Origin of the sequence: Bacillus gaemokensis (genome assembly GCF_001590835.1) — a bacterium.
GTDB classification, from domain to species: domain Bacteria; phylum Bacillota; class Bacilli; order Bacillales; family Bacillaceae_G; genus Bacillus_A; species Bacillus_A gaemokensis.
The window spans coordinates 1-26,164 of record NZ_LTAQ01000005.1; the positions used below are offsets into that span (position 1 = coordinate 1).

Below are 26,164 nucleotides of genomic sequence, written 5' to 3' on the forward strand. Positions count from 1 at the left end.
AAAAAACAGCCCTTCATTTGACCCTTTTTGGTCAGGTGAAGGGCTATTTTTTTCATGTTTTGACAAGTTGCGGTGAGATATGCCTGCATTTGGACAGACTTCAGCCCTCGAAACCGAGCGTATCGATAGCCATGTAGTTCTTTGGCATCCGCAAAACTCCGTTCAATTGTTGAACAGCGTACTTTATATAGTTTTTTTCCTGTACTCGTTCTCTTATTAGCTCGCGCTATATCTTTATACTTTTCCCAAATATGATGTGTGAGGACCTTCTGTTTTTGTTTTGCTGAAAAACAATCTTTACGCAACGGACAAACCGCACAATCTGCTGGATTAGACTTATATTGACGATAYCCTTCTCGATCTGTTGTCGCATACTTTAAAATGCATCCCATTGGACAGGCGAATCCATCTGTTTCTTTTACATATTGAAATTGGCTTTTTGGTACTTCTTTATTTCGTTTTCCAAATCGGCGATACCCCATCACCATAAATATATTTTGTTCAGACAATTTTTTACAGATATAACCTGTAAAATAGCCAGCATCAAGCGCTACTGCTTCTACTTTAAATCCGAACTTATCAACTTGTGCTTGAAGACGTGCTAAATMCGGCTTGGAATCCGCTACATTTCCAGCCGTAATAAAAGTGTCTGTAMTAATATTATATTTGGCATCCGTTGTTCGATGATCTAAGAAATGAAAACCATTTGGTTTTCCATCTCGCATTAAAAAACCACTATCCGGATCCGTTGTACTTATGYGTGTTTTTTTGATTGGRGTATCACTTTCCTTTYTCGGTTTTAATTCTTTTTTCCATGTGTTTCCCGAYCCTCGATAACCGCCGCTTCTAACTCTTCCATATATAATTTAGGAMGCTCTTTTTTTACTTTGTGCACAAATTTATTTTTATTTGCGTTTGCCTTCACGTGAGTTGAATCTGTCATCAACGCACGTCCTCCCACCATACGATGTTYCATCGCTTGACGTACAATTTCATTGAAGATTTCCTCAAAAATATCTGTATGAARAAAACGAGTACGACGATTCCAACTAATTGTGGAGTGATYTGGAACTGAATCCGATAAAGAAAAACCTAAAAACCAACGGTAAGCAATATTGGTTTTAATTTCTTTCTCTAGTTGGCGTTCAGATTGAATGCCAGAATGCCATAAAAATAGCCAACAAACATCATTTTAAATAAAACAATAGGATGAATAGAGGGACGACCGTTGTTTTCACAGTAATACGGACGCAATTTCTCTTCTATAAAATCAAAATTAATTGTGGCTTCAATTGTACGAAGAAAATGGTCTTGTGGAACTAATTCTTCTACAGAAACCGTTACGCGCTCGTCTCGGTGATTTTTTAATGACAAAATTAATTGTGGCTTCAATTGTACGAAGAAAATGGTCTTGTGGAACTAATTCTTCTACAGAAACCGTTACGCGCTCGTCTCGGTGATTTTTTAATGAACCCATCATAATAAATCTCTCCTTTTCCTCTTTTTTATCAGTGTTGACAGATAAAAAGAGGTTCAGACACAAAAATAGGCTGTGGAGAAGACTTTCTCCACAGCCTGAAAAAACGATCCCTTATACAGGGATCGTTTTCATCTTTTAAAAGATATTAAATATAGAATTTAATTGAAGTAGGCTAATTATTGCTAAGAAAATTAAGCTATATTTCATTGCTGTTTTAAATAGAGCAGATTCTTTACCAACTAGCCCAACTGCTGCGCAAGCAACGGCTACTGATTGTGGTGAAACCATCTTTGCCATTGTACCGCCGACTACATTTAATGCAACAAGTGTAGATGGAACAATATCTAATTGAGCTGCAGTTACCGCTTGTAGTGGTGCAAATAAAGAGCCACTTGATACAACAGAACCAGTTAAGAATACGCCAATCCAACCTAGGATTGGAGATAAGATTGGAAATGCATCGCCAGTAGATGACAAAGCTAGTCCAAGAGTAGAAGACATACCAGAGTAGTTTGTTACATATGCTAATGCAATTACACTACAAATTGTATAAATTGGAGCTTTCAATTCTTTTAATGTTTCAATAGTTAGTTCTTTAACTAATTGTTCTTTTGCACGATATACAAGTAAAGATACGATAATTGCTAGTACAATTGCAGTAGTTGTAGATGAAAATACATCTAGCTTGAAGAGCGCTGCAAATGGTGTATCCGCATTAACAATTGGTGTTGTTTTAATGACTTGATTGTGTAAGCCAGGAATTTGAATGTTCCATACTAAGCTTCCTAATGCACCATCTAGGGCGAATAAACCTTTGATCGCTTTTAAATTGAAAATTGTTACAAATGCAGTTAGAAAAGCAAATGGTGACCAAGCATATAAAATGTGTTTCATTGTATAACCATGTTTTTCCACTTGTTGATCTGTAGCTTCAGCTGAAGATTTTGGCTGCCATACACGTAAGAATAAAGCTAATGTAACCATGCTGACAACAGCTGCGAAAATATCAGTTAATTCAGCTCCAAGGAAATATGTTACAACAAATTGTGTAATGGCAAAGGAACCACCACTTACAAGGATACCTTGCCAAGTTTCTTTAATTCCTTTAAAACCGTCTACCATTGCAACAAGTAAAAATGGTAATACAAAACTAATGAAAGGTAATAATGTTACAGTTTGACGGCCAACAATTAGTGCATCCATCTGTGTTAATTGAGCAGGTACTGTAACTGGAATACCCATTGCGCCCATTGCTCCACCAGCAATATTTGCAACTAAGCAAATACCTGCTGCTTTTAATGGATTAAAGCCCATACCTACAAGTAATGCTGCTGTAATTGCAACCGGTACACCAAAACCAGCCGCACCTTCTAAGAAAGCACCGAAAGAGTAAGCGATTAACAAGACTTGAAGACGACGGTCGCTTGTAATACTAGAAATGCTATCACGAATAACATTAAATTGTTCAGTTTTTACTGTTAATTTATAAAGAAAAATTGCTGCAATAACGATTGTACAAATTGGATAAAACCCGGCTGCTACCCCAAATGCAGCGGATGATACTGCCATAGTTGCAGGCATTTTGTAAACAAATATGGAAAGAATGATTGCTAAAATTACGCTATAAAGCCCTGATAAATATCCTTTGATTTTAAATACTGTTAAACAAAGTACAAAGAATAAGATTGGAAGAGCAGCAACAAGTGCTGATAGCCAAATGTTGTTTAACGGATTATAAATTTGTGTCCAAGTACTCATAATAATGACAACTCCTATCTATAATATGTGAAGATATTCACATTATTTGTGAAACAATTCACAATCAACTTACATTGCTAAGTATATTCCTGTTCAGCACTGTTGTCAACGTGAAAAAGTATAATTATTCCATAATAGTGTTATCTGTAAAAAAACCGCTACATTTTGTTCATAAACTGGACAAAAAGAAACCCCATATGCTCTAAAGTATACGGGGTTTTATAAACTATCCATATATTCTTTCATATTTTCATATGTCATAGGCCCTATATGCTTAAAATGAATGACTCCTTTTTTATCAAGAATAAAAGATGTTGGGATACTGATGATTTGATATGTTGCGTTTGTTAGTCCTTTTGTATCTAATAAAACGGGGAATTTATATTCATTTTCCAGGGGCCACACCAACTTGCCCAAAAGTTCAATAGCACCTTTTTACCTTTATAATCAGAAAGGCAAACTTCTTTTCCATCAACTGTTTGCAAAAGAAAATTTGGAGCAACATTACCAATTTCTGTTCCGATTTTACGATTTGATGTCGTAGAGTTTTGTTCCACGCTATCTTTTAATAGGAAGTTTTGGATAATTGTCCAACCAAGTGCAATAATAATTATGCCTATTAGGAACCACTTTTTTATTGTAGATCTCCTCCTTACCAAAAATTCACTCTTTTATGGTAGCAAAGCTATTATGATGGGTCAAACGACTAAAAAAGGTTACAATGATATATCATTTTAGAACATTATTTTACAATACGATTACAGAGTAAAAAAATATAACAAAAAGGTTGAGAAAACAGCTTTTGGAAGCAAAGTATTCCTATCTGTATGTTTTGCCTTTTCACTAAAGCGTGTAGTATAATATTCAAAATCAGCGGGGAGATTTTCCTGAATTGTATGTTGATAAAAGGAGGAAAATAATTTTATTATTTTAGGTTGATAAAGTTGTGTCGTAACAGGAAATATAAAAACAAATATATAAATAAATAATAAAGAAAATAAAAACGAAAAAATGAGGGGAACTTTATGAATCAAAATCAATTTGATTGTCGTATTTCAGAAGAGGACGTACAAATGTTACGAGCATTAGCTCATCCGCTTCGTCTCCGTTTAGTAATGGAACTTATGCAGCGCGGAACATGTAACGTAACACAATTACAGGAAGTATTAGAAATTCCACAATCTACTGTTTCACAGCATTTAACGAAATTAAAGCAAAATAAGGTTGTGCGCTTTGAAAGACGTGGTCTAGAAGTATATTATCAAGTGCATAATGATAAAGTAAGTGAAGTTGTAAAAACATTATTTTCATAAAATTTGAATATTATGGAAAAAGACGTATAGAAATATACGTCTTTTTTTATTCTGCTATTTGTATGCAGTAATAGCAAGTGAAAGTAGTTAGTGGGTGACTTACTGTTCGGAGGAGTATAGTTGATAAAGTTTAATAATTATTTGTGAAGAGAAAACTTTCACTTTATAGCATATATTCTAAAGAGATATGACAAGATAGAAAGGAGTTTGGCAAGTAGAAGGAGGAATTGGTAATGGATGTAAAGCGAGTGAAACAAATTTTGTCATCTTCGAGTAGAATCGATGTTATGTATCAAGGTGTAGCAGTGTGGATTGAAAGTTGTGATGAAGGACGTGGGATTGCGCATGTGCATGATGTAAATGTTCCACATGAAACGGTACAAGTGGATGTTACAGCGTTAGAAGAGCAATAAAAAACGGAAGTTAGCTTTCAAGAGCTAACTTCCGTTTTTTATTTATCCCGCTTATTTGCTTGAACCATATTGAGATGAAACGTCAAAGGTTCCATACTACCTATCCTCCAGAAATAATAAAGAAATGGACAGTGGATGCTGATCAAAAAGGTTTTCATGTAAGGTTTCATGCGATTGGGGATGGAGCTGTCCGTTTAGCGCTAGATGCTTGTGAAGAGGCTTAAAAGTAATAAGAAAAATATAAAAAGGACCCTCTTATCTGAGGGTCCTTTCTTAATGGTCTTGTTATTCCATCATACGTGCAATTTTCTTAGAGAACATCAGAAGTATCAGTCCTAGTATGATTACGATAATACCGATACTTGCAAATACTTCTAAGTAGCCTAGAGATTGTGTGAAGGCAGCTAATGCACCAGCTAGGTAGTTTGCCATACCAGAACCTGCTAACCATACTCCCATTAACAGAGATGCTAATTTTAAAGGAGCGATAGCACTTACCATTGATAGGCCGATTGGTGATAAGAAAAGCTCACCAATTGTATGGAACATATATGTGATAACAATGAATAGTAAGTTTGCTTTAGCAGTAATATGAGCTTCATCACTGCCAGTTTTTAGAACAGCTAATGTTAAAACAAGGTAACCTATACCTAGTAGAATCATACCAAGTGCCATCTTTGTTGGAACTTTTAAATCACCATTTTTTGTTTTAGATAGTTTAATCCATAACATAGATACAAATGGTGCTAGTAGTACGATAAATGCAGGGTTAACAGATTGGAACCAAGATGTTGGAACTTCCCATCCGAAAATAGTACGATCCACAAATGTGTTTGTATATAGTGTTAAAGAACTACCAGCTTGTTCGAATCCTGCCCAGAAAAATACAACGAAACAAGTTAAAATAACAATTGCCCAAGTACGGTTTTTCTCTTGTTTTGTTAAAGGTTTCTTTTCAATTACTTTGGCATCTTTATCTTTTGACTTTTTACCAACAACTGTTGTTCCGGCGGTACCGAGATAACGAGGTGCTAATAAGTTGAAGAAGATTTGTCCAATAATCATACCAATACATGCTGCTAAGAATCCGTATTTATAACCCATTACCATAACGCCATTAGTACTTGTTTTAAAGAAATCTTCTGCTAGGAAACCACAGATAAGTGGTGCAAAGAATGCTCCTAAGTTGATTCCCATATAGAAGATTGTAAATGCGCTATCACGACGTGAATCATTTTTACTGTAAAGTTCACCTAAAAGTGTAGAAATATTTGGTTTGAAGAATCCATTACCAATAACTAGTAATCCTAATCCTAAAAAGAGTCCAGTTTTTGTATTCATTGAGAATAGTACAAAGTTACCAATTGCCATGATAATACCGCCAAGGGTAATTGCATGACGTCTCGTAATAAAGTGGTCAGTCAACCAACCACCTGCAATTGGTGTGAAATATACTAATGCTGTAAAAATTCCGTATAATTGAACTGCAAAAGCCTTATCGAATCCAAGACCTCCGCTTACAACTGTTGTTGTTAAATAAAGAACTAAAAGACCACGCATTCCATAGTAACTAAATCTTTCCCACATTTCTGTTAAGAACAACAAATATAATCCAGGTGGATGTTTTTTTGGTGATTGTTGCTCTCCAGCTTTGTCTAATTTTAAAGCTGCATCCATTTTGCTTCCCCCTAATCCTGTATAACGGATATTTATGTAATCATTTTAATTTACAAAATATTTAGAAGTCAATAGAATTATATGGAAATAGAAAGGAAATTCCTTGAATAATTTATTAAATCTTCAACCGTTATTGTATTTTTCCCTGAAAACTAGATAATAAGCGTTTTCAAATGTAGTATTTGAATTCTAAAAGAAATCAAAATAGTGATTAATCAGAAAATTTAGATTAAAAAAACTCTTCTGATATAAAGAAAATATATTCTATTTACTTTTATAATATAACATATTGGGAATAAAAATACAAAATGAAATAATGTGACACTTCCGTGAAATGAAAAACAGCTCCCGGGAAAGGGAGCTGTTTTAGAAAAATATTATTTTATAAATCTTTTCTCAATGTCATCTAGCATTAAGTTCGCAGCTATTACACCACCAGCTGTATTCCAAATGACATCGTCAACTTTATATACTTTACCGTTTTTGGAAGCATTTAAGTTTTTGAATAGAGGATCATTTATATATTCCTTCTCTAATTCAGATCCCTTTTGCTCATTTCCTTGATTGTACGTAAAGTAGAAGAGTGTATCGCCATCCATTGCAGGGATGCGTTCTTTGGATACATTACGTTCCGCAAAATCTGCTTTGTTTTGATCACCAGGACGTTTGAAGCCAAGTTCTTTTAAGATAACACCAGAGAATGTATCGCCGTGATAAATTCGAACATCACCAGGCATAAAGCGTACCATTGAAATTTCTTGATTTACTTTATCACCAAGTTTTCCATTTAAATCCTTTATACGTTTTTCGTAATCAGCTAAGACCTTTTGACCTTCTTTTTCTTTATTCAACGCTTTTGCATAAAATTTAAAGTTGTCTTTCCACTCACCGCGCAGTGTTTCTGCGAAAACAGTAGGAGCAATGCCTTTTAGCTGCTCGTACACTTTCTCCTGACGCATTTTGTTACCGATAATTAAGTCGGGTTTTAAAGCAAGAATTGCTTCGATATTGACTTGACTTTCGTTACCAACAGATTTTACATCTTTCATTTTATCTTTCGTGTGTGGATACCATTGCCCACCAGTGGGTGGTTGTACAGCACCAATTGGTGTTACGCCAAGAGTAAGTAATGCTTCTGCACCTTCATTTGTTAAAATAACAACACGTTTTGGGTTTGCAGGAACTTCTGTCTTACCCATCGCATGTTCAATTGTAATCATTTCTTTTTTATCTTCTTTTTTTGATTCTGCTTTGTTATCAGGTTTACTACAAGCACCTAACAGAAGTGAAAATGTTAGTACGAGTGCAAATAGTGCAAACGTTTTTTGTTTGATGAAATTCATTATGTATCCCCCTACATATTGAGAATAATTTTCATTAGCAAAATCGATATTACGGTTTTATAATTAGATTGTCAATAGTAATAATTGACAGTAATTATCACTATCATTGACAACGTAAATTAAGTTGAAATAAACTAACAACGTAGCATTATACATTGAAGGAGAAACACTGCATGTTATTAAAAACAAATCAAGCAAAATGGATTGGATTATTTGTTGGAATCATTGCAGTCATTATTTGTATTTGGGGAAGTATTATTTTTGGATATACAAATACAAGTTGGAAATTAGCACTAGATGCTTTTTTTCATTTTAATGGCTCAAATGAACATATTATTATTCAAAATGTACGTCTTCCAAGAGCGTTGATTGCAGCTAGTGTTGGTGCTAGTTTAGCTATCGCGGGTTGTTTTATGCAAACTTTAACAAAGAACCCGCTTGCTGCCCCGGATTTTATCGGATTGAATTCAGGTGCTGCCTTTTTCATTGTTGTAGCAATTGTTATTTTTTCGGTGACATCGTTATCAGCCTTTACTTGGATTGCCTTTTTAGGTGCAGCGATTGCTGCGATACTTGTATTTGCGTCTAGTTCGCTAGGAAAAGAAGGGACAACTCCGCTCAAGTTAACATTGGCAGGTGTAGCAATTAGTGCTTTATTTTCATCTTTAACACAAGGGTTGCTCGTATTAAACGAGAAGGCATTAGAAGAAGTACTATTCTGGTTAGCTGGTTCTGTACAAGGGAGAAAGCTAGAAATATTGGAATCTGTATTTCCGTATTTATTAGTAGGATGGATAGCATCTCTTCTGATGGCAGGAAAAGTAAATACGTTAATGATGGGAGAAGATGTAGCGAAAGGGTTAGGACAACGAACAATTTTAATGAAATCATTGGTACTGCTCATTGTTGTATTACTATCTGGTGGTGCTGTTGCGGTTGCTGGTCCAATTGGATTCGTTGGAATCATTACTCCTCATTTTGCAAGAGCTCTTGTTGGTGTAGATCATCGCTGGAGAGTACCATATAGTGGCTTGTTAGGTGCAATGTTATTGTTACTTGCAGATATTGCAGCAAGATATGTGATTATGCCACAAGAAGTACCGGTAGGGGTTATGACAGCATTTATTGGTGCTCCATTCTTTATTTATATTGCACGTAAGAGAGGGCTTAGCAAATGAAGAAGTATATTCCGTTTCGTATAGGAAAAGACGGCCTCTCGTTTTTAATGTATAAACGAGCTTGTCTCGTCTTGTTAGGTTTACTAGTTATTTTAATTGGATTGTTTTTTGCAAGTGCGGGTATGGGGGATATGAAGATCGCTCCATATGATGTATGGCAAGCAATTACCGGAAATGGTGATGCGATGTCAAATATGGTTGTAAACAAATTCCGAATGCCACGCATTTTAATTGCAATTCTTGTAGGGATAGCTCTTGCTGTCGCAGGATGTATTTTACAAGGGCTTGTTCGAAACCCGTTAGCTTCTCCTGATATTATTGGGATTACAGGTGGTGCAAGTGTAGCAGTTGTATTATTTTTAGCTATATTTAGTGATAAAAATAATGCGTTAACAGTAAGCATTCATTATATGCCGCTTGCGGCCTTTGTCGGGGCAACTATTGTGGCGTTTTTTGTATATTTATTTGCATGGAGAAATGATGGATTATCGGCAATTAGCCTTGTTTTAATTGGTGTTGGGTTTTGGGCGCTAACGAAGGCAGCGACAACTTTATTCATGCTGTTAGCACCTATTTATCAAGCAAGCCAAGCGAATGTATGGATTACCGGTACTGTTTATGGTTCTTCTTGGGAAAATGTAGGGGTGTTAGCACCATGGATACTTATTTTAACAGTAATTGCATTTGTAGCTGTTAGACATTTAAATGCGCAGGAACTTGGCGATGATATTGCTGCTGGACTAGGCATGCGCTTAACAAAAGTACGGTTTCTCCTACTTTTACTTAGCACAGCTTTAATTGGTGGAGCAGTTGCTTTTGCAGGTGGAATAGGATTTGTTGGCTTAATGGCACCGCATATTTCAAGAAGATTAGTAGGATCTTTATATGGTGCATTGCTTCCGGTTGCTGCTATCGTCGGAGCGATTTTAGTACTTGCAGCCGATTTGATTGGACGCACAGTCTTTACACCACTTGAAGTCCCAGCGGGTGTATTTACATCAGCAATCGGTGCTCCGTATTTTATTTATTTACTTTATAAAAGCCGAAATTCATAAAAATACATAGATGATTTACTGTCTATTAAAAAACGGAGTAAGGGAAGATGAATATGCAAAAAGCATTAGAGACGAAATCATTAACACTGTCTTACGGTGAAACAATTATTATTAATGAGTTAAATCTAGAAATCCCTAAAGGGAAAATTTCGATTTTTATCGGTTCTAACGGATGTGGAAAATCAACTTTACTGCGTTCGCTAGCTCGGTTATTAAAACCGACAGCGGGTGATATTTTATTAGAGGACAAAGTAATTCAAAACATGCAAACAAAGCAAATTGCTCGTCAAATGGCAATTTTACCCCAGGGTCCACAAGCTCCAGAAGGTCTTACAGTATTGCAACTTGTAAAACAAGGACGTTATCCATATCAAACTTGGCTGAAACAATGGTCGGAAAAAGATGAGGAAATGGTGCAAAAGGCTCTTGCGGCAACAGGTATGACTGAATTTGCTGAGCGCGATGTTCATGCACTGTCAGGTGGACAACGTCAGCGTGCTTGGATTGCGATGACACTTGCACAAGATACAGATATTATCCTATTAGATGAGCCAACTACATATTTGGATATGACTCATCAAATTGAAGTACTAGATTTACTATTCGAATTAAATGAAACAGAACAAAGAACAATCGTTATGGTACTGCATGATTTAAACTTAGCGTGCCGCTATGCAGACAATATTGTAGCCATTCAAGATAAGAAAATTTATGCACAAGGTAAACCAGAGGAAATTGTGGATTGTAAGTTAGTTCGTGACGTATTCCGCATGGATTGCCAAATTACAACAGATCCGTTATTTGGGACGCCGCTCTGCATTCCGCAGGGAAGAGGAAGATGTTTAATCCCACAGGCGATGAAATAGAAAAAAGCGATGAATATTTATCGCTTTTTTATTTTTTACAAGAAAATAAAAGAAAAAGAGGAATACGCAATCGGCGTGTATATTCTGCTTCACTTTGAAAATGTTCTCGCTTTGGTGTGGCTTCTCGTAAGTCTGTAATTGTAAATCCAGCTTGCTGTAAGAGGTTGAAGTATTGTTCTATGGTGCGGTGATACTTAATGACTTCTTGATTAATCCATGGTTCGAGACGTTTTCCAGTCTTGAAATAATCATCAATGAGCCAACTTGTGCGTTTTTCGCTAGCTTGTAAGCTTTTGAATGAAGAAGTAATAAGGGGGTGTTGAACGCTGAAGGTAAAAGTTCCACTAGTTTTTAAAGTTTGATAAACGCTTTGAAAAATAATATCGATATGTTCAATATAGTGCAGGGCGAGTCTAGATGTAACGAGATCAAAATGAGAAGAAGGATACGTATAGTCTTTGAGGTTTATGAAATGGACGCTTCCATTTTTATTTTCTAGTTGTTTTAAAGCTTCTGTATACATAAGGTGAGAGCCTTCAATACCAGTGTAAGAGTGGCAATCTTTTTCTAGTAATTCCACACCAAATTTGGCATCGCCACATCCTAAGTCGAGAATATCTTTTTCTTTTACATCACCAATGAGCTGGAGTAAAGCAGGTTTTTCAATTGTGTCATTTGGATTATCATTTCGATATCTCCGCTTCATTTGTTTGAAAAACGAGTCATTGTTATATACTTCAGATTCTATAAATGCCATTTTTTCAGCTCCTAAAACATTTTTATTATTCTAGCAAATATTAGCAGCAAATAATAGATTTCTTTTATTAAATCGTATATAATCAAAAAATGTAAGCGTTTTCTTTAAACTATTTTTCTATAACAAATTTCGAAAACGTGTTAAGCTAGTAGAGGAATTATTGGCATTATTAAGATAATAATCCGTTTACATGAGAGATGGGGAGGCTTCACGATGTCTAGTAAAACACTTGCAAACTTTTTAGAAGAAAATTTAGAGGATTTGAAAACAAAGGGGCTTTATAACGTAATTGATCCGCTAGAAAGTCCGAATGGACCAATCATTACAATTGGCGGGAAAGAATATATTAATTTATCTTCAAATAACTATCTTGGCTTAGCAACAGACAATCGTCTGCAAGAAGCGGCAATTGGTGCGATTCATAAGTATGGTGTTGGTGCAGGAGCTGTTCGTACAATCAACGGTACACTTGATTTGCATATCAAATTAGAGGAAACAATTGCAAAGTTTAAACATACAGAAGCAGCGATTGCGTATCAATCAGGATTTAATTGTAATATGGCAGCGATTTCAGCTGTTATGGATAAAAATGATGCAATTCTTTCTGATGAATTGAACCATGCGTCTATCATTGATGGTAGTCGATTATCTAAAGCGAAAATTATTGTTTATAAACATTCTGATATGGAAGATTTACGCAAAAAAGCAATTGAGGCAAAAGAATCCGGTCTTTACAATAAATTAATGGTCATTACAGATGGTGTTTTCTCAATGGACGGAGATATTGCAAAACTACCGGAAATTGTTGAGATTGCAGAAGAACTAGATTTAATGACGTATGTAGATGATGCACATGGTTCAGGTGTACTTGGAAAAGGTGCAGGTACTGTAAAACATTTCGGTCTTTCTGATAAAGTAGATTTCCAAATTGGTACATTATCAAAAGCAATTGGTGTAATTGGGGGATATGTAGCAGGAAAGCAAAGCTTAATCGATTGGCTAAAAGTTCGTTCACGTCCATTCTTATTCTCAACAGCTTTAACACCAGCAGACGCGGCGGCTTGTATGAGATCTATTGAAATCTTAATGGAGAGTACAGAATTACATGATCGTTTATGGGAAAATGGTCGCTATTTAAAACAAGGCTTAAAAGAACTTGGCTTTAATATCGGAGAAAGTGAAACACCGATCACACCTTGTATTATTGGTGATGAAGTGTTAACACAAGAATTTAGTAAACGGTTAAATGAAGAAGGCGTATACGCAAAATCAATTGTGTTCCCGACTGTAGCGAAAGGAAAAGGGCGTGTTCGTAATATGCCAACAGCGGCTCATACGAAAGAAATGCTAGATGAAGCGATTCGTACGTATGAAAAAGTGGGTAAAGAAATGGGGATTATTTAACACATTTACATCTTTTGAAAGCTTGCAAATGAGGAGTGGGGAAAATGAAAAAAATTCTAGTAACCGGTTCTTTAGGGCAGATTGGTTCTGAACTTGTCATGAAACTTCGTGATGTATACGGCGCATCAAACGTTATTGCAACAGATATTCGTGAAACAGATAGCGATGTTGTAAAATCTGGCCCATTTGAAACGTTAGATGTAACAGATGGCCAGAAACTACATGATATTGCGAAACGTAATGAAGTGGATACAATTATTCATTTAGCAGCTTTACTTTCAGCAACTGCAGAAAAAAATCCGTTATTCGCTTGGAACTTAAATATGGGGGGACTCGTAAATGCACTAGAAACAGCACGTGAACTTGACTGTAAGTTTTTCACGCCGAGTTCTATTGGGGCATTTGGTCCAACGACGCCAAAAGATAATACACCACAAGATACGATTCAGCGTCCTACCACAATGTATGGGGTAAACAAAGTAGCAGGAGAATTGTTATGTGATTACTATTATCAAAAATTTGGTGTAGATACGCGTGGTGTGCGTTTCCCAGGGTTGATTTCTTATGTAGCTCCTCCAGGAGGGGGTACAACTGATTATGCAGTTGAAATTTATTATGAAGCAATTAAAAAAGGCGTTTACACCTCTTATATTGCGGAAGGTACGTACATGGATATGATGTATATGCCAGATGCATTGCAAGCAATTGTTTCTTTAATGGAAGCAGATCCAAGTAAGCTAATACATCGTAACGCTTTTAATATTACCGCGATGAGTTTCGAACCAGAGCACATTGCAGCAGCAATTCGTAAGCATATTCCGACGTTTACAATGGATTATGCTGTAGATTCAGCTCGTCAAACAATCGCTGATAGCTGGCCAAACTCAATCGATGCAACAGCAGCAAAAGAAGAGTGGGGCTTTAAAGCGGAGTATGATTTAGATAAGATGACAGCTGATATGCTGGCAAAGTTAAAAAAAAAGTTAACAGCTGAGTTAGTGATGAATTAAGAAGAAAGAGCCGATTCGAGTGAGTCGGTTCTTTTTTAGAGAGGAACTATATATGAAACGAGTCGATGTTGTCTATGCATTAATCTATAACCAGGCACAAAATCAAGTATTAATGGTACATAACGTAGAACAAGGTGCTTGGTCATTACCAGGTGGTGCGGTGGAAAAAGGAGAAACATTAGAAGTTGCAGTGGTAAGAGAGGTAAAAGAAGAGACAGGATTAGCTGTAGAAATGCAGGGAATTGCTGCAATAAATGAAAAGTTTTTTACTGAGGTAGGAAATCATGCGTTATTGATTACTTTTCATGCCAATGTGATAGATGGAGAAATTGGTGTGCAAGATGCAGCTGAGATTTCAGTAGTGGAATGGGTAGATATAAAAACAGCAAATGAGCGTTTCCCATACTATGATGGAGGAATTGAATCATTATTAGAGGCATACATTCCGTACAGATTTCAAAGAGAAACGAAATAGTAAATGAAATTTTATCGGCGATTTTTCAAATATATCGATGCAAATTAAAATATATCGGCGATTCGACATGAGATATCGACCGTTCGACAAATCACGAATAAAAAACAGGAGCTAATGAGCTCCTGTTTCCTATTCAATCGTCTTCAGTAATAACTTCTTTAGTAACGGTTTAATCTTCAATCGTAAATCCTCAGCGTGGTTGGCGACTAAGAAATGATGGTTATAAATATTTTTCATTAATTGATATGTCGCTTCTTTTGCTTCGCCTTCTTCGATGAAAATCCCGATGACTTCCATACCGCATTTACGAGCGAGCTTGACAGCTTCATGTGTGTCTAAAATACCGTCTTGTTGGTAGTCTAAAGCGGATGGTTCACCGTCTGTAAAGACAAGTAAGAATTTGTGTTTCTCGGGCCTTTTGGCAAGTTTTTCAGAAACGATACGAATGATATAACCGTCACGATTATCTTCTTCTTCACGAAGTTGCATAATTTCCGGACCAATGTTTGGAAGCGTTGAATTTTTGTACGTTACAACTTCATGAATTACGTTTGGTTTGTCTTCTGGCTTCGCGTTAGAAGCATCTTCCCAAAATCCGCTAATCGCATGTGGGATTTTTAATGATTTTAATGCTTCATGGAACAGAACAACACTTTTTTTCGTTTCTTCCATTTTGTTATACATAGAGCCAGAGCAGTCAACTAATAGCTGAAATGCAACATCGAGTTCTTGAGATTCTTGCCCTTTTTTATAAAACATACGCGGTTGTTTTTCTGTATAAATACGTAGAAACTTTTTACGCAGTCTGCCATAATATTTATCACTATTTGCGTTTGTTTTATTTTCAATTGTTTTTTCAATAATTTTTTTTAATTCTTTTACGTCTTTATTAATGACTGACTTGATGGCTTGATAGTCTTTTTTATCTTCAGGGGTTGACTTACGAGCTTCTTTAAATGTATGTGAAGCACCAACGTTATATTTACCGTATATCCCCTCATTTTGACTAGAAGCATGGGAAGCTCTCGCATCTTCAGTATCAGCCCCATCAAAGTTTGATTGTGTACTTTTTTGAGAAGTACCTTGTACCGAACCGAGTGCTTGATCACCATCTTCAGACTCACGAGCCGTATCACCCATCATATTTGTTTTTGTACCACTTTCTAATTCAAAACGTAAGAAATTTTCATTTTCGTTATTTTTATTTTCACGATGCCATGTAGAGAAGCTCTCATTAATTTTACTTTTATTCTCATCGTCATCTACGATTTGGATATCATCATTCGCCAAATCTTCCACGCGTCCATCTTTATCTTCAGCAATAACAGATAAGTAGAGTGGTGCATGGCCAAAGTAATTGTTAAGCATATCATTTTCAAGAAATCCTTCTAAGCGATAACGAATTTTTTCAACAATATACATTGTATCTTCGGTATTACGAGCTTGGAATGTTTCATGTAAACTAGCTTCAATTTGCTCAAAATGCTCGTTGTTAAACATTTCATATTTATCGCTCGTTAAGGAAAGATAGCATAGGCAAAATAGACGATCTCCATGATAGTTACGAACACGGTTTATTTCATTTTGTGAGCTGAAGTAATTACGATACATCTCTTTACGTCTGCTAAAAATATGTTTCGTGCCAGGACGCAGGCTCTCCACAATTTCCTCAACCCGTAAATCTTCTAACAGAACAAATAATTGTGTTAAAAACTTTTTAAGAGGAGATTCTTGTAATTCGATTGCATAGGAGCGAAGTAATGTCATATCCGAGTAATGTTTATTACCAAGTGCTTTTAAAAACACTTCGCTTTTTAATCCAATTATTGTATCCTCTTCTTTTCGATCATCCCAAAAGTGACTGATGACAACTTTCTTTTCCATCTCATCGTAATATGCTTTATAGCCATACTCTAAGTAAGCATCATCTTCTTTTAGAAGGGCATACATTAAATTTTCCATTTGAAGAAACAGCGACGCATCAATTTTTTTGTCACTAAAAATTTGTCTCATGAATTATCCCTCAAAGAAATAGCTTTCTGCTAATTCACGGACAGTCATTTGCTCGGTTTCATCATTTAATTTTGCGATGATGCTTCGCTCAATCGCACGCATAACAGGGATGTATACGCCTAAGTCACATGCATCAATAATACCACGAATACTTGCTGCTTCTTCACTTACACGGCCATCACGTGCAAGTGGCATTAGGTCACTTGCAAATGCAACAAACTTTTCAATTGTTGCAACGTCTTTTAACTTGGATTCAGAGAGTAATAACTCTTTTAATGTATCACCTTGTATATAAGGAACTTCAATAATAACAAAGCGGTTTTTTAATGCTTCATTTAGTTCGCTAGTCCCAACGTAACCTTCATTAATCGCAGCGATTACACGGTATTCTTCATCACCATATACAACTTGTTGTGTAAATGGGTTTGTAATCATTTTACGATAATCTAGTGCACCGTGAAGGAGAGGGAGTGTTTCAGGCTTTGCCATATTGATTTCATCGATATATAGAAAATGGCCATTTTTCATTGCTTTCATAAGAGGACCATCAACGAAGGAAACTTCAGACGCACCGTCGTTTGTTTTTAAAGTATTGTATCCTAGAATACCTTCAACATCTAAATCAACTGAACAGTTAATGCTGTGCATAGGTTTTTGGAATAAGGAAGATAGCGTTTCTGCAAGAACGGTCTTTCCGCTTCCAGTTGGTCCTTTTAATAGAATGTTTTTGCCGAGCAGAAGTGCTGTAATTGCATCTTCAATAATGCTATTATCTGATGCCTTATACATCTTTGTTCCGATTAAATGTGAATCTTCACGAGCTGTTTGTTTATTTTTATCATGAATTGTTGCAAGTTGCTGTTTTAAATCAGCATGTATATGAAATTGTTCTAACATCTATTTCCCACCTAACATTATTTTCATAAAGTAAAACAATACATCTTATGATAACTTGTTTTAATATGGTATGCAAAGAAAAGGAGAGGGGGGAGAAGCATGGCATGATAAAAGAAAAGAGTAATCAAAGTTGTTTTGATTACTCTTTAGAAAGTTACAGCAAAGGTGAAATGAGTCGCATAAGAGATTCGAGTATCCGCTTTCGAATACTTCGCTTTTGAAAGGAGTCCCATCTGATTTCTATGGAATCTTTAAAATCTTTCTCGAAATCACGCTTTATATCTAAAACCGTTTTCGATTCATATAGCACTGCAATGAGTTCATAATTAAGCTCAAAGCTACGAATATCCATATTTGCTGTTCCAATTGTTGCAATTTCATCATCAACAAGTACAATTTTGGCGTGCATAAATCCATCTTTATAATAGTAAATTGATGCGCCTGCTTTTAACAGTGGTGTAAAGTAGGATTGAGACGCTTGGTCACTAATAATACTGTCACTTTTTCCAGGATATAGAATGCGAACATCAATTCCAGCGGTTGCACTTAAACGTAGTAATGTTAATGTTTCTTGATCTGGTATGAAGTATGGCGTTGCAATCCAAATTGATTTTTTTGCAGAGCCCATAACCGCTAATAAGGTATTACGGATACTTGTATCATCTGAACTTGGCCCACTTGCGACGACTTGAACGGCACCTTCTGCTTGGTGGATCCCTTGTCCAGGAAAATATGCTCTGTTCATAAATGAATCCCAAGAATAGGTATTTAAACCACTAGAAGCATAGAGCCAATCTTCTAGAAAAACTGCTTGCAGTTTATATAATGCTTTTCCTTCTATTTTTAAATGACTATCGCGCCAAATAGGAAACTTTTTCGAACGGCCAAGATATTCATCTCCAACGTTGAGTCCGCCTGTAAAACCAATTATTCCATCTACAATAACAATCTTACGATGGTTACGATAATTCATTGTTTCAAGTAGCCATGGTGAAAGAATAGAGTCAAATTCTAAGATTTCAATCCCCGCTTCTTTCATAGGACGTAAGAAGCGATTTCGCAATGTGTTGCTTCCAAGACCATCATACAGAAAACGTACAGTTACACCATCTTTTGCTTTTTTGATTAATATATCTCTAATTTTAGTCCCGATTTCATCTGATCGATAAATATAGTATTGAATATGAATATGGTGTTTAGCATTTTCAAGAGACTTTATAATCTCATTAAAAGTTTCATCTCCATTTGTTAAGAGAGTTGGTGTTGTTTCATTTGCGACAGGTCCGGCGCCAAATTTTTGTATCGCTTTCGTTAAATAGATAGATCGTTCACTTAATGAAGACGGAGGGCTCACGTCTAAACGCTTATTCTCTAAAATTTCACGGAATAACTTTCTTTGCTCTTCTGATCGATGCAAATGCTTCTTTCTTCTCCAGCGACTTCGTCCAAAAAGTGAATACAAGAATACACCAATAACAGGAAGAAGCGCTAATACTAAAAACCATGCAAGTGTACTTTGTGGAGAACGGTTTTCGATAAAAATAACGAAGGAAATCCCTATGATTGTAATAGACCAGATTACACCAATAAAGGTATATAAAGATATGACTTCTTTATTTAAGAGCATAAGAACAATTGCTACAATTGTAAATACAAATAGTAATTGAACAACACGGTTTTTCATATGTATAAATTCACCTATTCTTTCTTATATATGTTTTATTATAAAACGTTTTACTTTTTTTACAAAAATATAGACATTTTGCCCATGCCTTCCGCCTTTGTCCTGCGTATGGTAATAAATAATCAGTAAAAAAGGAGATGGAAATAAAATGTATGATATAAGAAATCACGGCGGATATCACCACAATCATCACGGCGGACACCATCACAATCATCATGGCGGACACCATCACAATCATCATGGCGGACACCATCACAATCATCATGGCGGACACCATCACAATCATCATGGCGGACATCACCACCACCACGGACATCATCATGGTGGCGGATGGGGCTGGGGAGGAGGATCATTTTTCCCTGGTAGCTTTGCTGGTGGTTTGGTGGGAGGACTTACAGCAGGAGCATTAACGAGTGGTGGGGCCTATCCAGCACCATATCTGGTAGCCTATCCAGCGCCATACCCGGTGACTTATCCAGCGCAATATCCTTATTCTTTATATGAAGGGTATTAATGAGGGATAATACTGCACATCAAAATGTAATGAAAAGAAAAATCATAGATGTGGAGGAGGATCCCCCACTGATTAAAGTTTTACTTTATGCTATTATGTGTGTATTGTAATATTTTTATATAAATAGAAAAACCAACTTTACTTTCAAAGTATGAAGAAAAATAAATAATAGGAAAATACTAATAGATGAGAGATTCCCATCATAAGGAAAAGATGCTGTCTTTTTAGTAAGAGAGATAGACAAGGAGATGAGGCGCATGCAAGAAATGGGAAATCTTATATTATATGATTTCGCATTAAAAGATATAAAGTATGCTTTAGATGAATCATCAATTGTTGCTATTACAGATCGATATGGTCGTATTACATATGTAAATGATAAATTTTGTAACATATCTAAATATAAAAAAGAAGAACTAATTGGGGAAGATCACCGGATTTTAAATTCAGGTTATCATCCAAAAACTTTTTTTAAGCAGTTATGGAAACAGATTTTAAATGGAAAAGTTTGGCATGGTGAAATTCGAAATAGAGCAAAAGATGGAACGTATTATTGGGTGAATACGACAATCGTTCCTTTTCTCGATAAGAATGGAGAACCATATCAATTTATCGCAATTCGTAATGATATTACCAGTCGTAAAGAGATGGAACAGAGACTAAGGATAAGTGAAAATCGTTACCGTGAACTAGCTTACCATGATGCATTGACGAAATTACCAAATCGTTTGCAATTTAATTTATTGGTAAATAATTCAATAGAAGCGAGAATGAATTTTGGTGTCATTTATTTTGATTTAGATCGTTTTAAATTAGTGAATGATACACTTGGACATGCAGTTGGTGATTTACTATTAGAGGAAGTAACATTGTGTCTTCAAAATGTAATAGGGGATACAGACGTACTTGCTAGGTTTGGTGGAGACGAATTTGTTTTATTAACGCATAAATATAAACAAGATGATTTGAAGCAGCTAGCAAATTCTATTTTGACTAGTTTTCAATCTCCATTTATGTTGGGCGGAAATGAAGTGTATATTTCATCAAGTTTAGGAATTTGTTCTTATCCAAAAGATGGCCAAGATGTAGATACCGTATTAAAAAATGCGGATTTAGCTATGTACAATGCAAAGGAACAAGGAAGAAATACCGCTTGTTTTTTTTCAGAGGAGCTACATGCAAAAATAAATCGGCGAATGGAAGTTGAATTTGCGTTACAAAAAGCAATACGTGATGAGGACTTAAAAGTTGTATTCCAGCCCATTATTGATTTGAAAACAAAGCAGTGTATAGCGGTAGAGGCCTTGTTACGTTGTTATACAAAAGATGGTCCAATTTCTCCGGATGAATTTATTCCAATTGCAGAAGAATGCGGACTCATTACACAATTAGGAGATTGGGTATTAGAAAAATCGTGTGAACTTTTCAAAGAGTTGCCTGCTTATCCAGCGGATTTACGGTTATCTGTAAATGTATCCATTCAACAGTTGATGCAGAAACGTTTTATATTATCGCTCTGTAGTATTTTACAACGTACTTCATTTCCCACTCATCGATTGATTTTAGAGGTGACAGAAAGTGTCCCAGTGCGGCACTTTGAATATATTATTGCTGCGTTGCAAGAATTAAAAAGTATGGGGATTTCTATTGCATTAGATGATTTTGGAACGGGTTACTCTTCATTGTATTATTTAAAGCAGCTACCGCTTGATATTGTGAAAATAGATCGGAAATTTATTGGGGAGTTTCACTATGAGCACGTACAAGCAGAAAGAACAATTGTAAAATCTATTATTGAAATTGCTCATAGCTTAAATATGAAAGTTGTAGCAGAGGGAGTAGAAACGGTAGAACAAGAAGCATTACTAAATTCAATGAACTGTGATTATGTGCAAGGATTTTATTATGCGGAACCGTTAACAGTAAACGATTTAAAAAAGAAATTAACAAGTGATTTTTAAAAAAATAATGATAAAAAGCTACCTTTAGATTGGGGTCATTTCGTTAATTGTTATGTTGTTAATGGGAGGATTATCTCTTGTACTCTTAACTCGAAAAAGAGTATCACATAGAACAACAAAAAAGTAATTAATCAGAGAAACAAAAAAGGCTGTTAGCGAGCCACCCAGTGTATTGGGAGGTCGCTGACAGCTTCTATTATATTAGTTTGCTCTATTATTCGTTTGTTCTGAAACGGAAGGTGATGCGTTTTTCATCAGAATTGGATAGAGAACGAGTCCTAATACAAATAATCCGATTCCTAAGAAAAATGTTTTTAAATCAGCTGTTCCTGTTTTAATGACCCAAAGGGAATATAGAAGTGCTAGCACGGTAATGATTCCATCTTTCATGCGAGATCCTGGCATTACATCATAAGTTTCTCCTGTAATAACAAGTTTTAGTTGGTATAGAGTAGAAACAAGATATGGAATTAAATAAGCTAATGTTGCAACAACAATGGCAAAATTATATGCTTCTGAAACGGTACCAGAGATTGTTGAAAATAAGAAAATTTGCGTCATAATATTTGTAACTAGTAATGATTTTGATGGGCTTCCTTTTTTATTTGTTTTCCCAAAAAATTTCGGGAAAAGCCCGTTCTTTGCTGCTTGATAAGGTACTTCTGAACTAACGACAATCCACCCTACAGTAGATCCGAACAATGATACAAGTGCAAGGAGCGCCATAATGTAAGCTCCTTTATTACCGATTGCCAGGTTTAAAGCGTCTACTAATGGTTTTTGAGACTCTTTTAAAGCATCTTGTGGAAGAGCGCCCATTGTTAATAATGTAATTGCCATGTATATAAGAAGAGCAATGATTAACCCAAAAATTGTTGCTTTTTTCACATCGCGCTGTGACTTTGCACGGTTAGACAGCATAACAGCTGATTCAATTCCTATAAATGCCCAAAGTGTTGCAATGGCAGCAGCATTGACTTGTCCACCTAACGGAATTGATTTTCCAGCCTCATTCATAAATGTTTGGCCATCACCGAAATTAGAAGCGTTAAAAATAAATAATGTAATGACGATGAACATTGTAAATCCGATAATCTTTGCAATTGTTGCAAGGAGATTCATGTTGCCCGCTCTATCGATGTTTTGAGAAAGGATATATTGAATGCCCCATAACATAATACTGCATACAGCAAATGTTAATCCCTTTCCAAGCTCTAATGAAAACCCGTTTATTGAAAAGAGAACTTGCTTACTTTGTAAAACGGGGAAAAACGTAGATAAATATCCTGCAAAAGAAATAATAACAGAAGCAGTTGCAGCCCAGTTCGCAGCCCAGTATCCCCATGCCATACTATATCCAGCAACCTTACCCATCTTTTGAGAGTGAAACATTGCTTGTGCGTAACTTTGTGGTCCCGCTTTTAACTCTGGTTTACGTATTGCAAGATTTCCAAATACCAGTGCAATCATAAATACGCCAAGGCCTGTAATACTCCATGCAAGTGTAGATCCCATCGGTCCTGATACGTGTGCTAAATTTGCTGGAAGCATAAATACACCGCCCCCAACCATATTTCCAACAACGAATGCTGTTAAAATCCATAAACCCCATTTTTTCGTTTCCATGTTTGTCTATCTCCTTTGTAGTAGTTTTGCTTATTCATCATCTTTTTACTAGCGTTTTTATAAACAAAAAAGAGCCATGTAGATAAAAAATACCTACATGGCTCTTCGCCTAACGTAGGTACAACGGGAATAACCCTTGTACCTACGCGTAATTTTTTCCGCTAGGTTTCAAGGGTTTACGTATGATGATGATGTTTTTGTGCAAATGTAACTACAGTTGTATAAGTAAGCATAGTTCTTTGCTCCCTTTCTCCTCTGATTTTGAAGCTAGTATACTACATGTTTTTTAGAATGGAAAGAAAAATATAAAAGTTTTTATAAAAATACGGATTATTGACTGAATATTTATACATATTTTTCTTGTATTGGAAAATAAGTGAGAGATTGGCAGAGGAATTTTGCATGTTATAATACAAGTAGAATTAGAAGGTGACAAGGGGTTATTCAAAATGATGAGTAAGTATGAACAAATCTATACGGAGATAAGTAACTTAATTGATAATCGTAAATTAAAAGAGGGAAGTAAAATTCCATCTGAAACAGAATTGATGAAGCAGTACGAAGCAAGCCGCGGGACGGTAAGAAAAGCTGTCGATTTATTGCAGGAACGCGGATATGTGCAGAAGATTCATGGTAAAGGTGTTTTTGTTTTAAAACGAAAAAATATTGAATTTAACTTTGGTGGTATTGTGAGTTTTCAAGAAGAAAATGAACGTTTAGGTCGCCATTGTATAACTGATGTTGTTGAGATGGAAAATCTTCAAGCGACGAAAGAGATAGCGAAACTATTAAATGTTAAAGTGAAGGCGAAGATTGACCACATTAAGCGTGTGCGAAATATGGATGGAGAAAATGTAATTTTAGATGTGAATTATTTTGTATCTGAACATATCCCAGGATTAACAAAAGAAATAGCAGAGAAATCGATTTATAAATACATTGAGAAAGAATTAGGGTTACATATTAGTTATTCACAGCGTGTCATTGAAGTACAGCCATGTACAGAAGATGATCGGAAGTATTTAGATTTAAATGGGACAGACTATGTTGTCGTTGTGAAAAACTTTACTCATTTATATGATGGTAGTCAATTTGAATATACGGAATCACGACACCGTTTGGATATTTTTCATTTTTCGGACGTGGCACGGAGAAAGTAAAGAGATGAAACGATATATTGTTTCATCTCTTTTTGTATATTTCGAGAACAAATAAAAAAAGTTCACCAACTCATATATACGAGTGTTGACTAACTTATATATACGAGTTAATATGTAATTGTAAACGGTATCAAAAAAAGAAAAGAGGGACGGAATATGGGGAAGGATTATCATAAGACGGCGGAAGAAGTGCTGCAATATATCGGTGGTAAAGAGAATATTGAACAAGCAGCGCACTGTGTAACAAGACTTCGCATTGCGCTGAAGGACGAAAGCAAAATAGATAACGATAAATTACAAGCGATTTCATTAGTGAAGGGAGCCTTTCATAACTCTGGTGTATTTCAAATCGTTATTGGTCCAGGAGATGTGGATCGTGTATACGCTGAGTTGATAACGCTTGCAGGTATGAAAGAATCAACAGTTGCAGATGTAAAGGATTCAGGGAATCAAAAATTGAATCCGCTTCAAAAGTTCGTAAAAGTATTTTCTGATGTATTTATGCCAATTTTACCGGCGATTATAACAGCTGGTTTATTGATGGGGATTAATAACCTGCTAGGTGCAAAGGACTTATTTTTTGATGGGAAAAATTTATTAGAAGTATATCCGAATTTAGGTGGACTTTGGGATTTAATTAATATGATGGCGAATACAGCATTTGTATTCTTGCCAGCGCTTGTCGGATGGTCAGCGACGAAACGGTTTGGTGGTAGTCCAATACTTGGGATTGTTATGGGATTAATGCTTGTACACCCTGATTTATTAAATGCTTGGAATTATGGGAAAGCAGCGGCAGGGCTTGATGGACAAAAAATCGAGTACTTTAATATTTTAGGATTGTTCCAAATCGAAAAAGTAGGATATCAAGGACAGATTTTACCGATTTTAGTTGCGGCATTTGTACTAAGTAAAATTGAGATTTTCTTAAAAAAACGTGTACCAAATGCGATTCAATTATTAGTTGTTCCAATTACAACAATTGTTGTCACTGGTGTGTTAGCGTTAGGCATCATTGGTCCAGTTACGCGTCATATTGGAGATTTATTAACAGCTGGATTAGTTGGTGTATATGAAACAGTTCCTGCATTAGGTGCATTGTTATTTGGAGCATTATATGCGCCGCTCGTAATTACGGGTATGCATCATATGTTTATTGCAATCGACTTACAATTAATCGCGCAAAATGGTGGTACATTTATTTGGCCAATGATTGCACTTTCTAACATTGCACAAGGTAGTGCAGCACTAGCGATGTTTTGGATTTCCAAAAATCAAAACGATAAAAGCATGGCATCAACATCAGCGATTTCAGCGTACTTCGGTATTACGGAGCCCGCAATGTTTGGTGTGAATTTACGAAATAAATTTCCGTTTTATGCAGCGATTGCAGGTTCGGCGCTGGCAGCAGTGTTTATTACATTAAATGGTGTATTAGCACCAGCAATCGGGATCGGTGGATTACCAGCATTTATTTCTATCATTCCGAAATCGATTCCAATGTTTGTTATTGGGATGATTATTGCAATCGTTGTTCCATTTGTTTTAACATGGTTATTTGCAAAACGAGCAAAATAGAA

22 protein-coding genes and 2 pseudogenes are annotated in these 26,164 nt (G+C 35.8%); 13 read left to right on the forward strand and 11 right to left on the reverse strand.

Annotated features, from left to right (window positions below; all coding sequences use genetic code 11):
- The 4 genes and pseudogenes from AZF08_RS28485 to AZF08_RS29735 all read right to left on the reverse strand — a co-directional run.
- Positions 1–1,377: pseudogene (locus AZF08_RS28485) on the reverse strand (IS1182 family transposase); the annotation flags it as partial.
- Entirely contained in the window at positions 1,289–1,480 is a 192-nt protein-coding gene (locus AZF08_RS31165) for a hypothetical protein (protein ID WP_235604054.1), read from the reverse strand. The gene AZF08_RS31165 and the pseudogene AZF08_RS28485, both read right to left, overlap by 89 nt.
- A gap of 135 nt (positions 1,481–1,615) precedes the next feature.
- Entirely contained in the window at positions 1,616–3,238 is a 1,623-nt protein-coding gene (locus AZF08_RS07985; RefSeq protein WP_033675194.1) for a lactate permease LctP family transporter, read from the reverse strand.
- Between the two features lie 219 nt (positions 3,239–3,457).
- Positions 3,458–3,876 (reverse strand): annotated as a pseudogene (locus AZF08_RS29735) (redoxin domain-containing protein).
- A 387-nt stretch (positions 3,877–4,263) separates the two neighbouring features.
- On the opposite strand from AZF08_RS29735, the gene AZF08_RS07995 reads away from it, so the two are divergent.
- From AZF08_RS07995 to AZF08_RS29740, 3 genes are all read left to right on the forward strand, one after another.
- On the forward strand, positions 4,264–4,551 hold the full coding sequence (locus tag AZF08_RS07995; RefSeq protein WP_001075218.1) for an ArsR/SmtB family transcription factor: 288 nt from the start codon (positions 4,264–4,266) through the stop codon (positions 4,549–4,551).
- Between the two features lie 233 nt (positions 4,552–4,784).
- A complete protein-coding gene (locus AZF08_RS08000; protein WP_033675193.1) occupies positions 4,785–4,964 on the forward strand; it encodes an acid-soluble spore protein H in 180 nt (59 codons plus the stop codon).
- Between the two features lie 74 nt (positions 4,965–5,038).
- Positions 5,039–5,188, forward strand: a complete 150-nt coding sequence (locus AZF08_RS29740) for a hypothetical protein (RefSeq protein ID WP_407639467.1) — start codon at positions 5,039–5,041, stop codon at positions 5,186–5,188.
- A gap of 61 nt (positions 5,189–5,249) precedes the next feature.
- Here AZF08_RS29740 and AZF08_RS08005 read toward each other — a convergent pair whose 3' ends face one another.
- Entirely contained in the window at positions 5,250–6,641 is a 1,392-nt protein-coding gene (locus tag AZF08_RS08005) for a peptide MFS transporter (RefSeq protein ID WP_033675192.1), read from the reverse strand.
- 377 nt (positions 6,642–7,018) lie between these two features.
- Entirely contained in the window at positions 7,019–7,984 is a 966-nt protein-coding gene (locus AZF08_RS08010) for an ABC transporter substrate-binding protein (RefSeq protein ID WP_033675191.1), read from the reverse strand.
- Positions 7,985–8,157: 173 nt separating this feature from the next.
- Between AZF08_RS08010 and AZF08_RS08015 the strand changes: the two genes are divergently transcribed.
- From AZF08_RS08015 to AZF08_RS08025, 3 genes are read left to right on the forward strand one after another with little or no spacing between them, the layout of a single operon-like run.
- Positions 8,158–9,162 carry a FecCD family ABC transporter permease gene (locus AZF08_RS08015; RefSeq protein WP_033675190.1) on the forward strand — a complete coding sequence of 335 codons (1,005 nt, stop codon included), beginning with the start codon at positions 8,158–8,160 and terminating at the stop codon, positions 9,160–9,162.
- On the forward strand, positions 9,159–10,217 hold the full coding sequence (locus AZF08_RS08020; RefSeq protein WP_033675189.1) for a FecCD family ABC transporter permease: 1,059 nt from the start codon (positions 9,159–9,161) through the stop codon (positions 10,215–10,217). Before AZF08_RS08015 ends, AZF08_RS08020 begins: the two co-directional genes overlap by 4 nt.
- A 47-nt stretch (positions 10,218–10,264) precedes the next feature.
- Positions 10,265–11,083, forward strand: coding sequence for an ABC transporter ATP-binding protein (locus tag AZF08_RS08025; protein ID WP_033675188.1), 819 nt, complete (start codon positions 10,265–10,267; stop codon positions 11,081–11,083).
- Between the two features lie 28 nt (positions 11,084–11,111).
- Here the strand turns inward: AZF08_RS08025 and AZF08_RS08030 are convergent, their stop codons facing one another.
- Positions 11,112–11,840, reverse strand: a complete 729-nt coding sequence (locus tag AZF08_RS08030) for a class I SAM-dependent DNA methyltransferase (protein ID WP_033675187.1) — start codon at positions 11,838–11,840, stop codon at positions 11,112–11,114.
- A gap of 213 nt (positions 11,841–12,053) precedes the next feature.
- Here AZF08_RS08030 and AZF08_RS08035 point away from each other — a divergent pair, with 213 nt between their 5' ends.
- From AZF08_RS08035 to AZF08_RS08045, 3 genes are read left to right on the forward strand one after another with little or no spacing between them, the layout of a single operon-like run.
- On the forward strand, positions 12,054–13,244 hold the full coding sequence (locus tag AZF08_RS08035; protein ID WP_033675186.1) for a glycine C-acetyltransferase: 1,191 nt from the start codon (positions 12,054–12,056) through the stop codon (positions 13,242–13,244).
- Between the two features lie 44 nt (positions 13,245–13,288).
- Complete coding sequence (locus AZF08_RS08040) at positions 13,289–14,254, forward strand: L-threonine 3-dehydrogenase (RefSeq protein ID WP_033675185.1); 966 nt, start codon at positions 13,289–13,291, stop codon at positions 14,252–14,254.
- A gap of 52 nt (positions 14,255–14,306) precedes the next feature.
- Entirely contained in the window at positions 14,307–14,729 is a 423-nt protein-coding gene (locus AZF08_RS08045) for an NUDIX hydrolase (RefSeq protein ID WP_033675184.1), read from the forward strand.
- 129 nt (positions 14,730–14,858) lie between these two features.
- On the opposite strand, the gene AZF08_RS08050 is transcribed toward AZF08_RS08045, so the two are convergent.
- The 3 genes from AZF08_RS08050 to AZF08_RS08060 all read right to left on the reverse strand — a co-directional run bounded on the left by AZF08_RS08050 (position 14,859) and on the right by AZF08_RS08060 (position 19,323).
- Entirely contained in the window at positions 14,859–16,742 is a 1,884-nt protein-coding gene (locus AZF08_RS08050) for a vWA domain-containing protein (protein WP_033675183.1), read from the reverse strand.
- Positions 16,743–16,745: 3 nt separating this feature from the next.
- Entirely contained in the window at positions 16,746–17,639 is an 894-nt protein-coding gene (locus AZF08_RS08055; protein ID WP_033675182.1) for an ATP-binding protein, read from the reverse strand.
- A gap of 154 nt (positions 17,640–17,793) precedes the next feature.
- Complete coding sequence (locus AZF08_RS08060; protein WP_033675181.1) at positions 17,794–19,323, reverse strand: cardiolipin synthase; 1,530 nt, start codon at positions 19,321–19,323, stop codon at positions 17,794–17,796.
- A 148-nt stretch (positions 19,324–19,471) separates the two neighbouring features.
- Between AZF08_RS08060 and AZF08_RS08065 the strand changes: the two genes are divergently transcribed.
- Both AZF08_RS08065 and AZF08_RS08070 read left to right on the forward strand, forming a co-directional pair.
- The gene (locus AZF08_RS08065; protein ID WP_063177255.1) at positions 19,472–19,837 is read left to right on the forward strand and encodes a hypothetical protein; all 366 of its coding nucleotides are present in this window, start codon (positions 19,472–19,474) and stop codon (positions 19,835–19,837) included.
- Between the two features lie 257 nt (positions 19,838–20,094).
- Complete coding sequence (locus tag AZF08_RS08070; RefSeq protein WP_033675180.1) at positions 20,095–21,798, forward strand: sensor domain-containing protein; 1,704 nt, start codon at positions 20,095–20,097, stop codon at positions 21,796–21,798.
- A 201-nt stretch (positions 21,799–21,999) separates the two neighbouring features.
- Here AZF08_RS08070 and AZF08_RS08075 read toward each other — a convergent pair whose 3' ends face one another.
- Positions 22,000–23,424 (reverse strand): amino acid permease, encoded by a 1,425-nt coding sequence (locus AZF08_RS08075; protein WP_033675179.1) that lies wholly within the window; start codon positions 23,422–23,424, stop codon positions 22,000–22,002.
- 449 nt (positions 23,425–23,873) lie between these two features.
- On the opposite strand from AZF08_RS08075, the gene treR reads away from it, so the two are divergent.
- Positions 23,874–24,584 carry a trehalose operon repressor gene (gene treR / locus AZF08_RS08080; RefSeq protein WP_033675178.1) on the forward strand — a complete coding sequence of 237 codons (711 nt, stop codon included), beginning with the start codon at positions 23,874–23,876 and terminating at the stop codon, positions 24,582–24,584.
- Between the two features lie 156 nt (positions 24,585–24,740).
- Positions 24,741–26,162 (forward strand): PTS system trehalose-specific EIIBC component, encoded by a 1,422-nt coding sequence (gene treP / locus AZF08_RS08085; protein WP_033675177.1) that lies wholly within the window; start codon positions 24,741–24,743, stop codon positions 26,160–26,162.
- The last annotated feature ends 2 nt before the right edge of the window (positions 26,163–26,164 follow it).

Excerpts from the sequence above, each read along its gene's own strand:
- AZF08_RS31165 (WP_235604054.1), bottom strand. The coding sequence starts at position 1,480 with ATGATGGGTTCATTAAAAAATCACCGAGACGAGCGCGTAACGGTTTCT.
- AZF08_RS07985 (WP_033675194.1), bottom strand. The coding sequence starts at position 3,238 with ATGAGTACTTGGACACAAATTTATAATCCGTTAAACAACATTTGGCTA.
- AZF08_RS07995 (WP_001075218.1), top strand. The coding sequence starts at position 4,264 with ATGAATCAAAATCAATTTGATTGTCGTATTTCAGAAGAGGACGTACAA.
- AZF08_RS08000 (WP_033675193.1), top strand. The coding sequence starts at position 4,785 with ATGGATGTAAAGCGAGTGAAACAAATTTTGTCATCTTCGAGTAGAATC.
- AZF08_RS29740 (WP_407639467.1), top strand. The coding sequence starts at position 5,039 with ATGAAACGTCAAAGGTTCCATACTACCTATCCTCCAGAAATAATAAAG.
- AZF08_RS08005 (WP_033675192.1), bottom strand. The coding sequence starts at position 6,641 with ATGGATGCAGCTTTAAAATTAGACAAAGCTGGAGAGCAACAATCACCA.
- AZF08_RS08010 (WP_033675191.1), bottom strand. The coding sequence starts at position 7,984 with ATGAATTTCATCAAACAAAAAACGTTTGCACTATTTGCACTCGTACTA.
- AZF08_RS08015 (WP_033675190.1), top strand. The coding sequence starts at position 8,158 with ATGTTATTAAAAACAAATCAAGCAAAATGGATTGGATTATTTGTTGGA.
- AZF08_RS08020 (WP_033675189.1), top strand. The coding sequence starts at position 9,159 with ATGAAGAAGTATATTCCGTTTCGTATAGGAAAAGACGGCCTCTCGTTT.
- AZF08_RS08025 (WP_033675188.1), top strand. The coding sequence starts at position 10,265 with ATGAATATGCAAAAAGCATTAGAGACGAAATCATTAACACTGTCTTAC.
- AZF08_RS08030 (WP_033675187.1), bottom strand. The coding sequence starts at position 11,840 with ATGGCATTTATAGAATCTGAAGTATATAACAATGACTCGTTTTTCAAA.
- AZF08_RS08035 (WP_033675186.1), top strand. The coding sequence starts at position 12,054 with ATGTCTAGTAAAACACTTGCAAACTTTTTAGAAGAAAATTTAGAGGAT.
- AZF08_RS08040 (WP_033675185.1), top strand. The coding sequence starts at position 13,289 with ATGAAAAAAATTCTAGTAACCGGTTCTTTAGGGCAGATTGGTTCTGAA.
- AZF08_RS08045 (WP_033675184.1), top strand. The coding sequence starts at position 14,307 with ATGAAACGAGTCGATGTTGTCTATGCATTAATCTATAACCAGGCACAA.
- AZF08_RS08050 (WP_033675183.1), bottom strand. The coding sequence starts at position 16,742 with ATGAGACAAATTTTTAGTGACAAAAAAATTGATGCGTCGCTGTTTCTT.
- AZF08_RS08055 (WP_033675182.1), bottom strand. The coding sequence starts at position 17,639 with ATGTTAGAACAATTTCATATACATGCTGATTTAAAACAGCAACTTGCA.
- AZF08_RS08060 (WP_033675181.1), bottom strand. The coding sequence starts at position 19,323 with ATGAAAAACCGTGTTGTTCAATTACTATTTGTATTTACAATTGTAGCA.
- AZF08_RS08065 (WP_063177255.1), top strand. The coding sequence starts at position 19,472 with ATGTATGATATAAGAAATCACGGCGGATATCACCACAATCATCACGGC.
- AZF08_RS08070 (WP_033675180.1), top strand. The coding sequence starts at position 20,095 with ATGCAAGAAATGGGAAATCTTATATTATATGATTTCGCATTAAAAGAT.
- AZF08_RS08075 (WP_033675179.1), bottom strand. The coding sequence starts at position 23,424 with ATGGAAACGAAAAAATGGGGTTTATGGATTTTAACAGCATTCGTTGTT.
- treR (WP_033675178.1), top strand. The coding sequence starts at position 23,874 with ATGATGAGTAAGTATGAACAAATCTATACGGAGATAAGTAACTTAATT.
- treP (WP_033675177.1), top strand. The coding sequence starts at position 24,741 with ATGGGGAAGGATTATCATAAGACGGCGGAAGAAGTGCTGCAATATATC.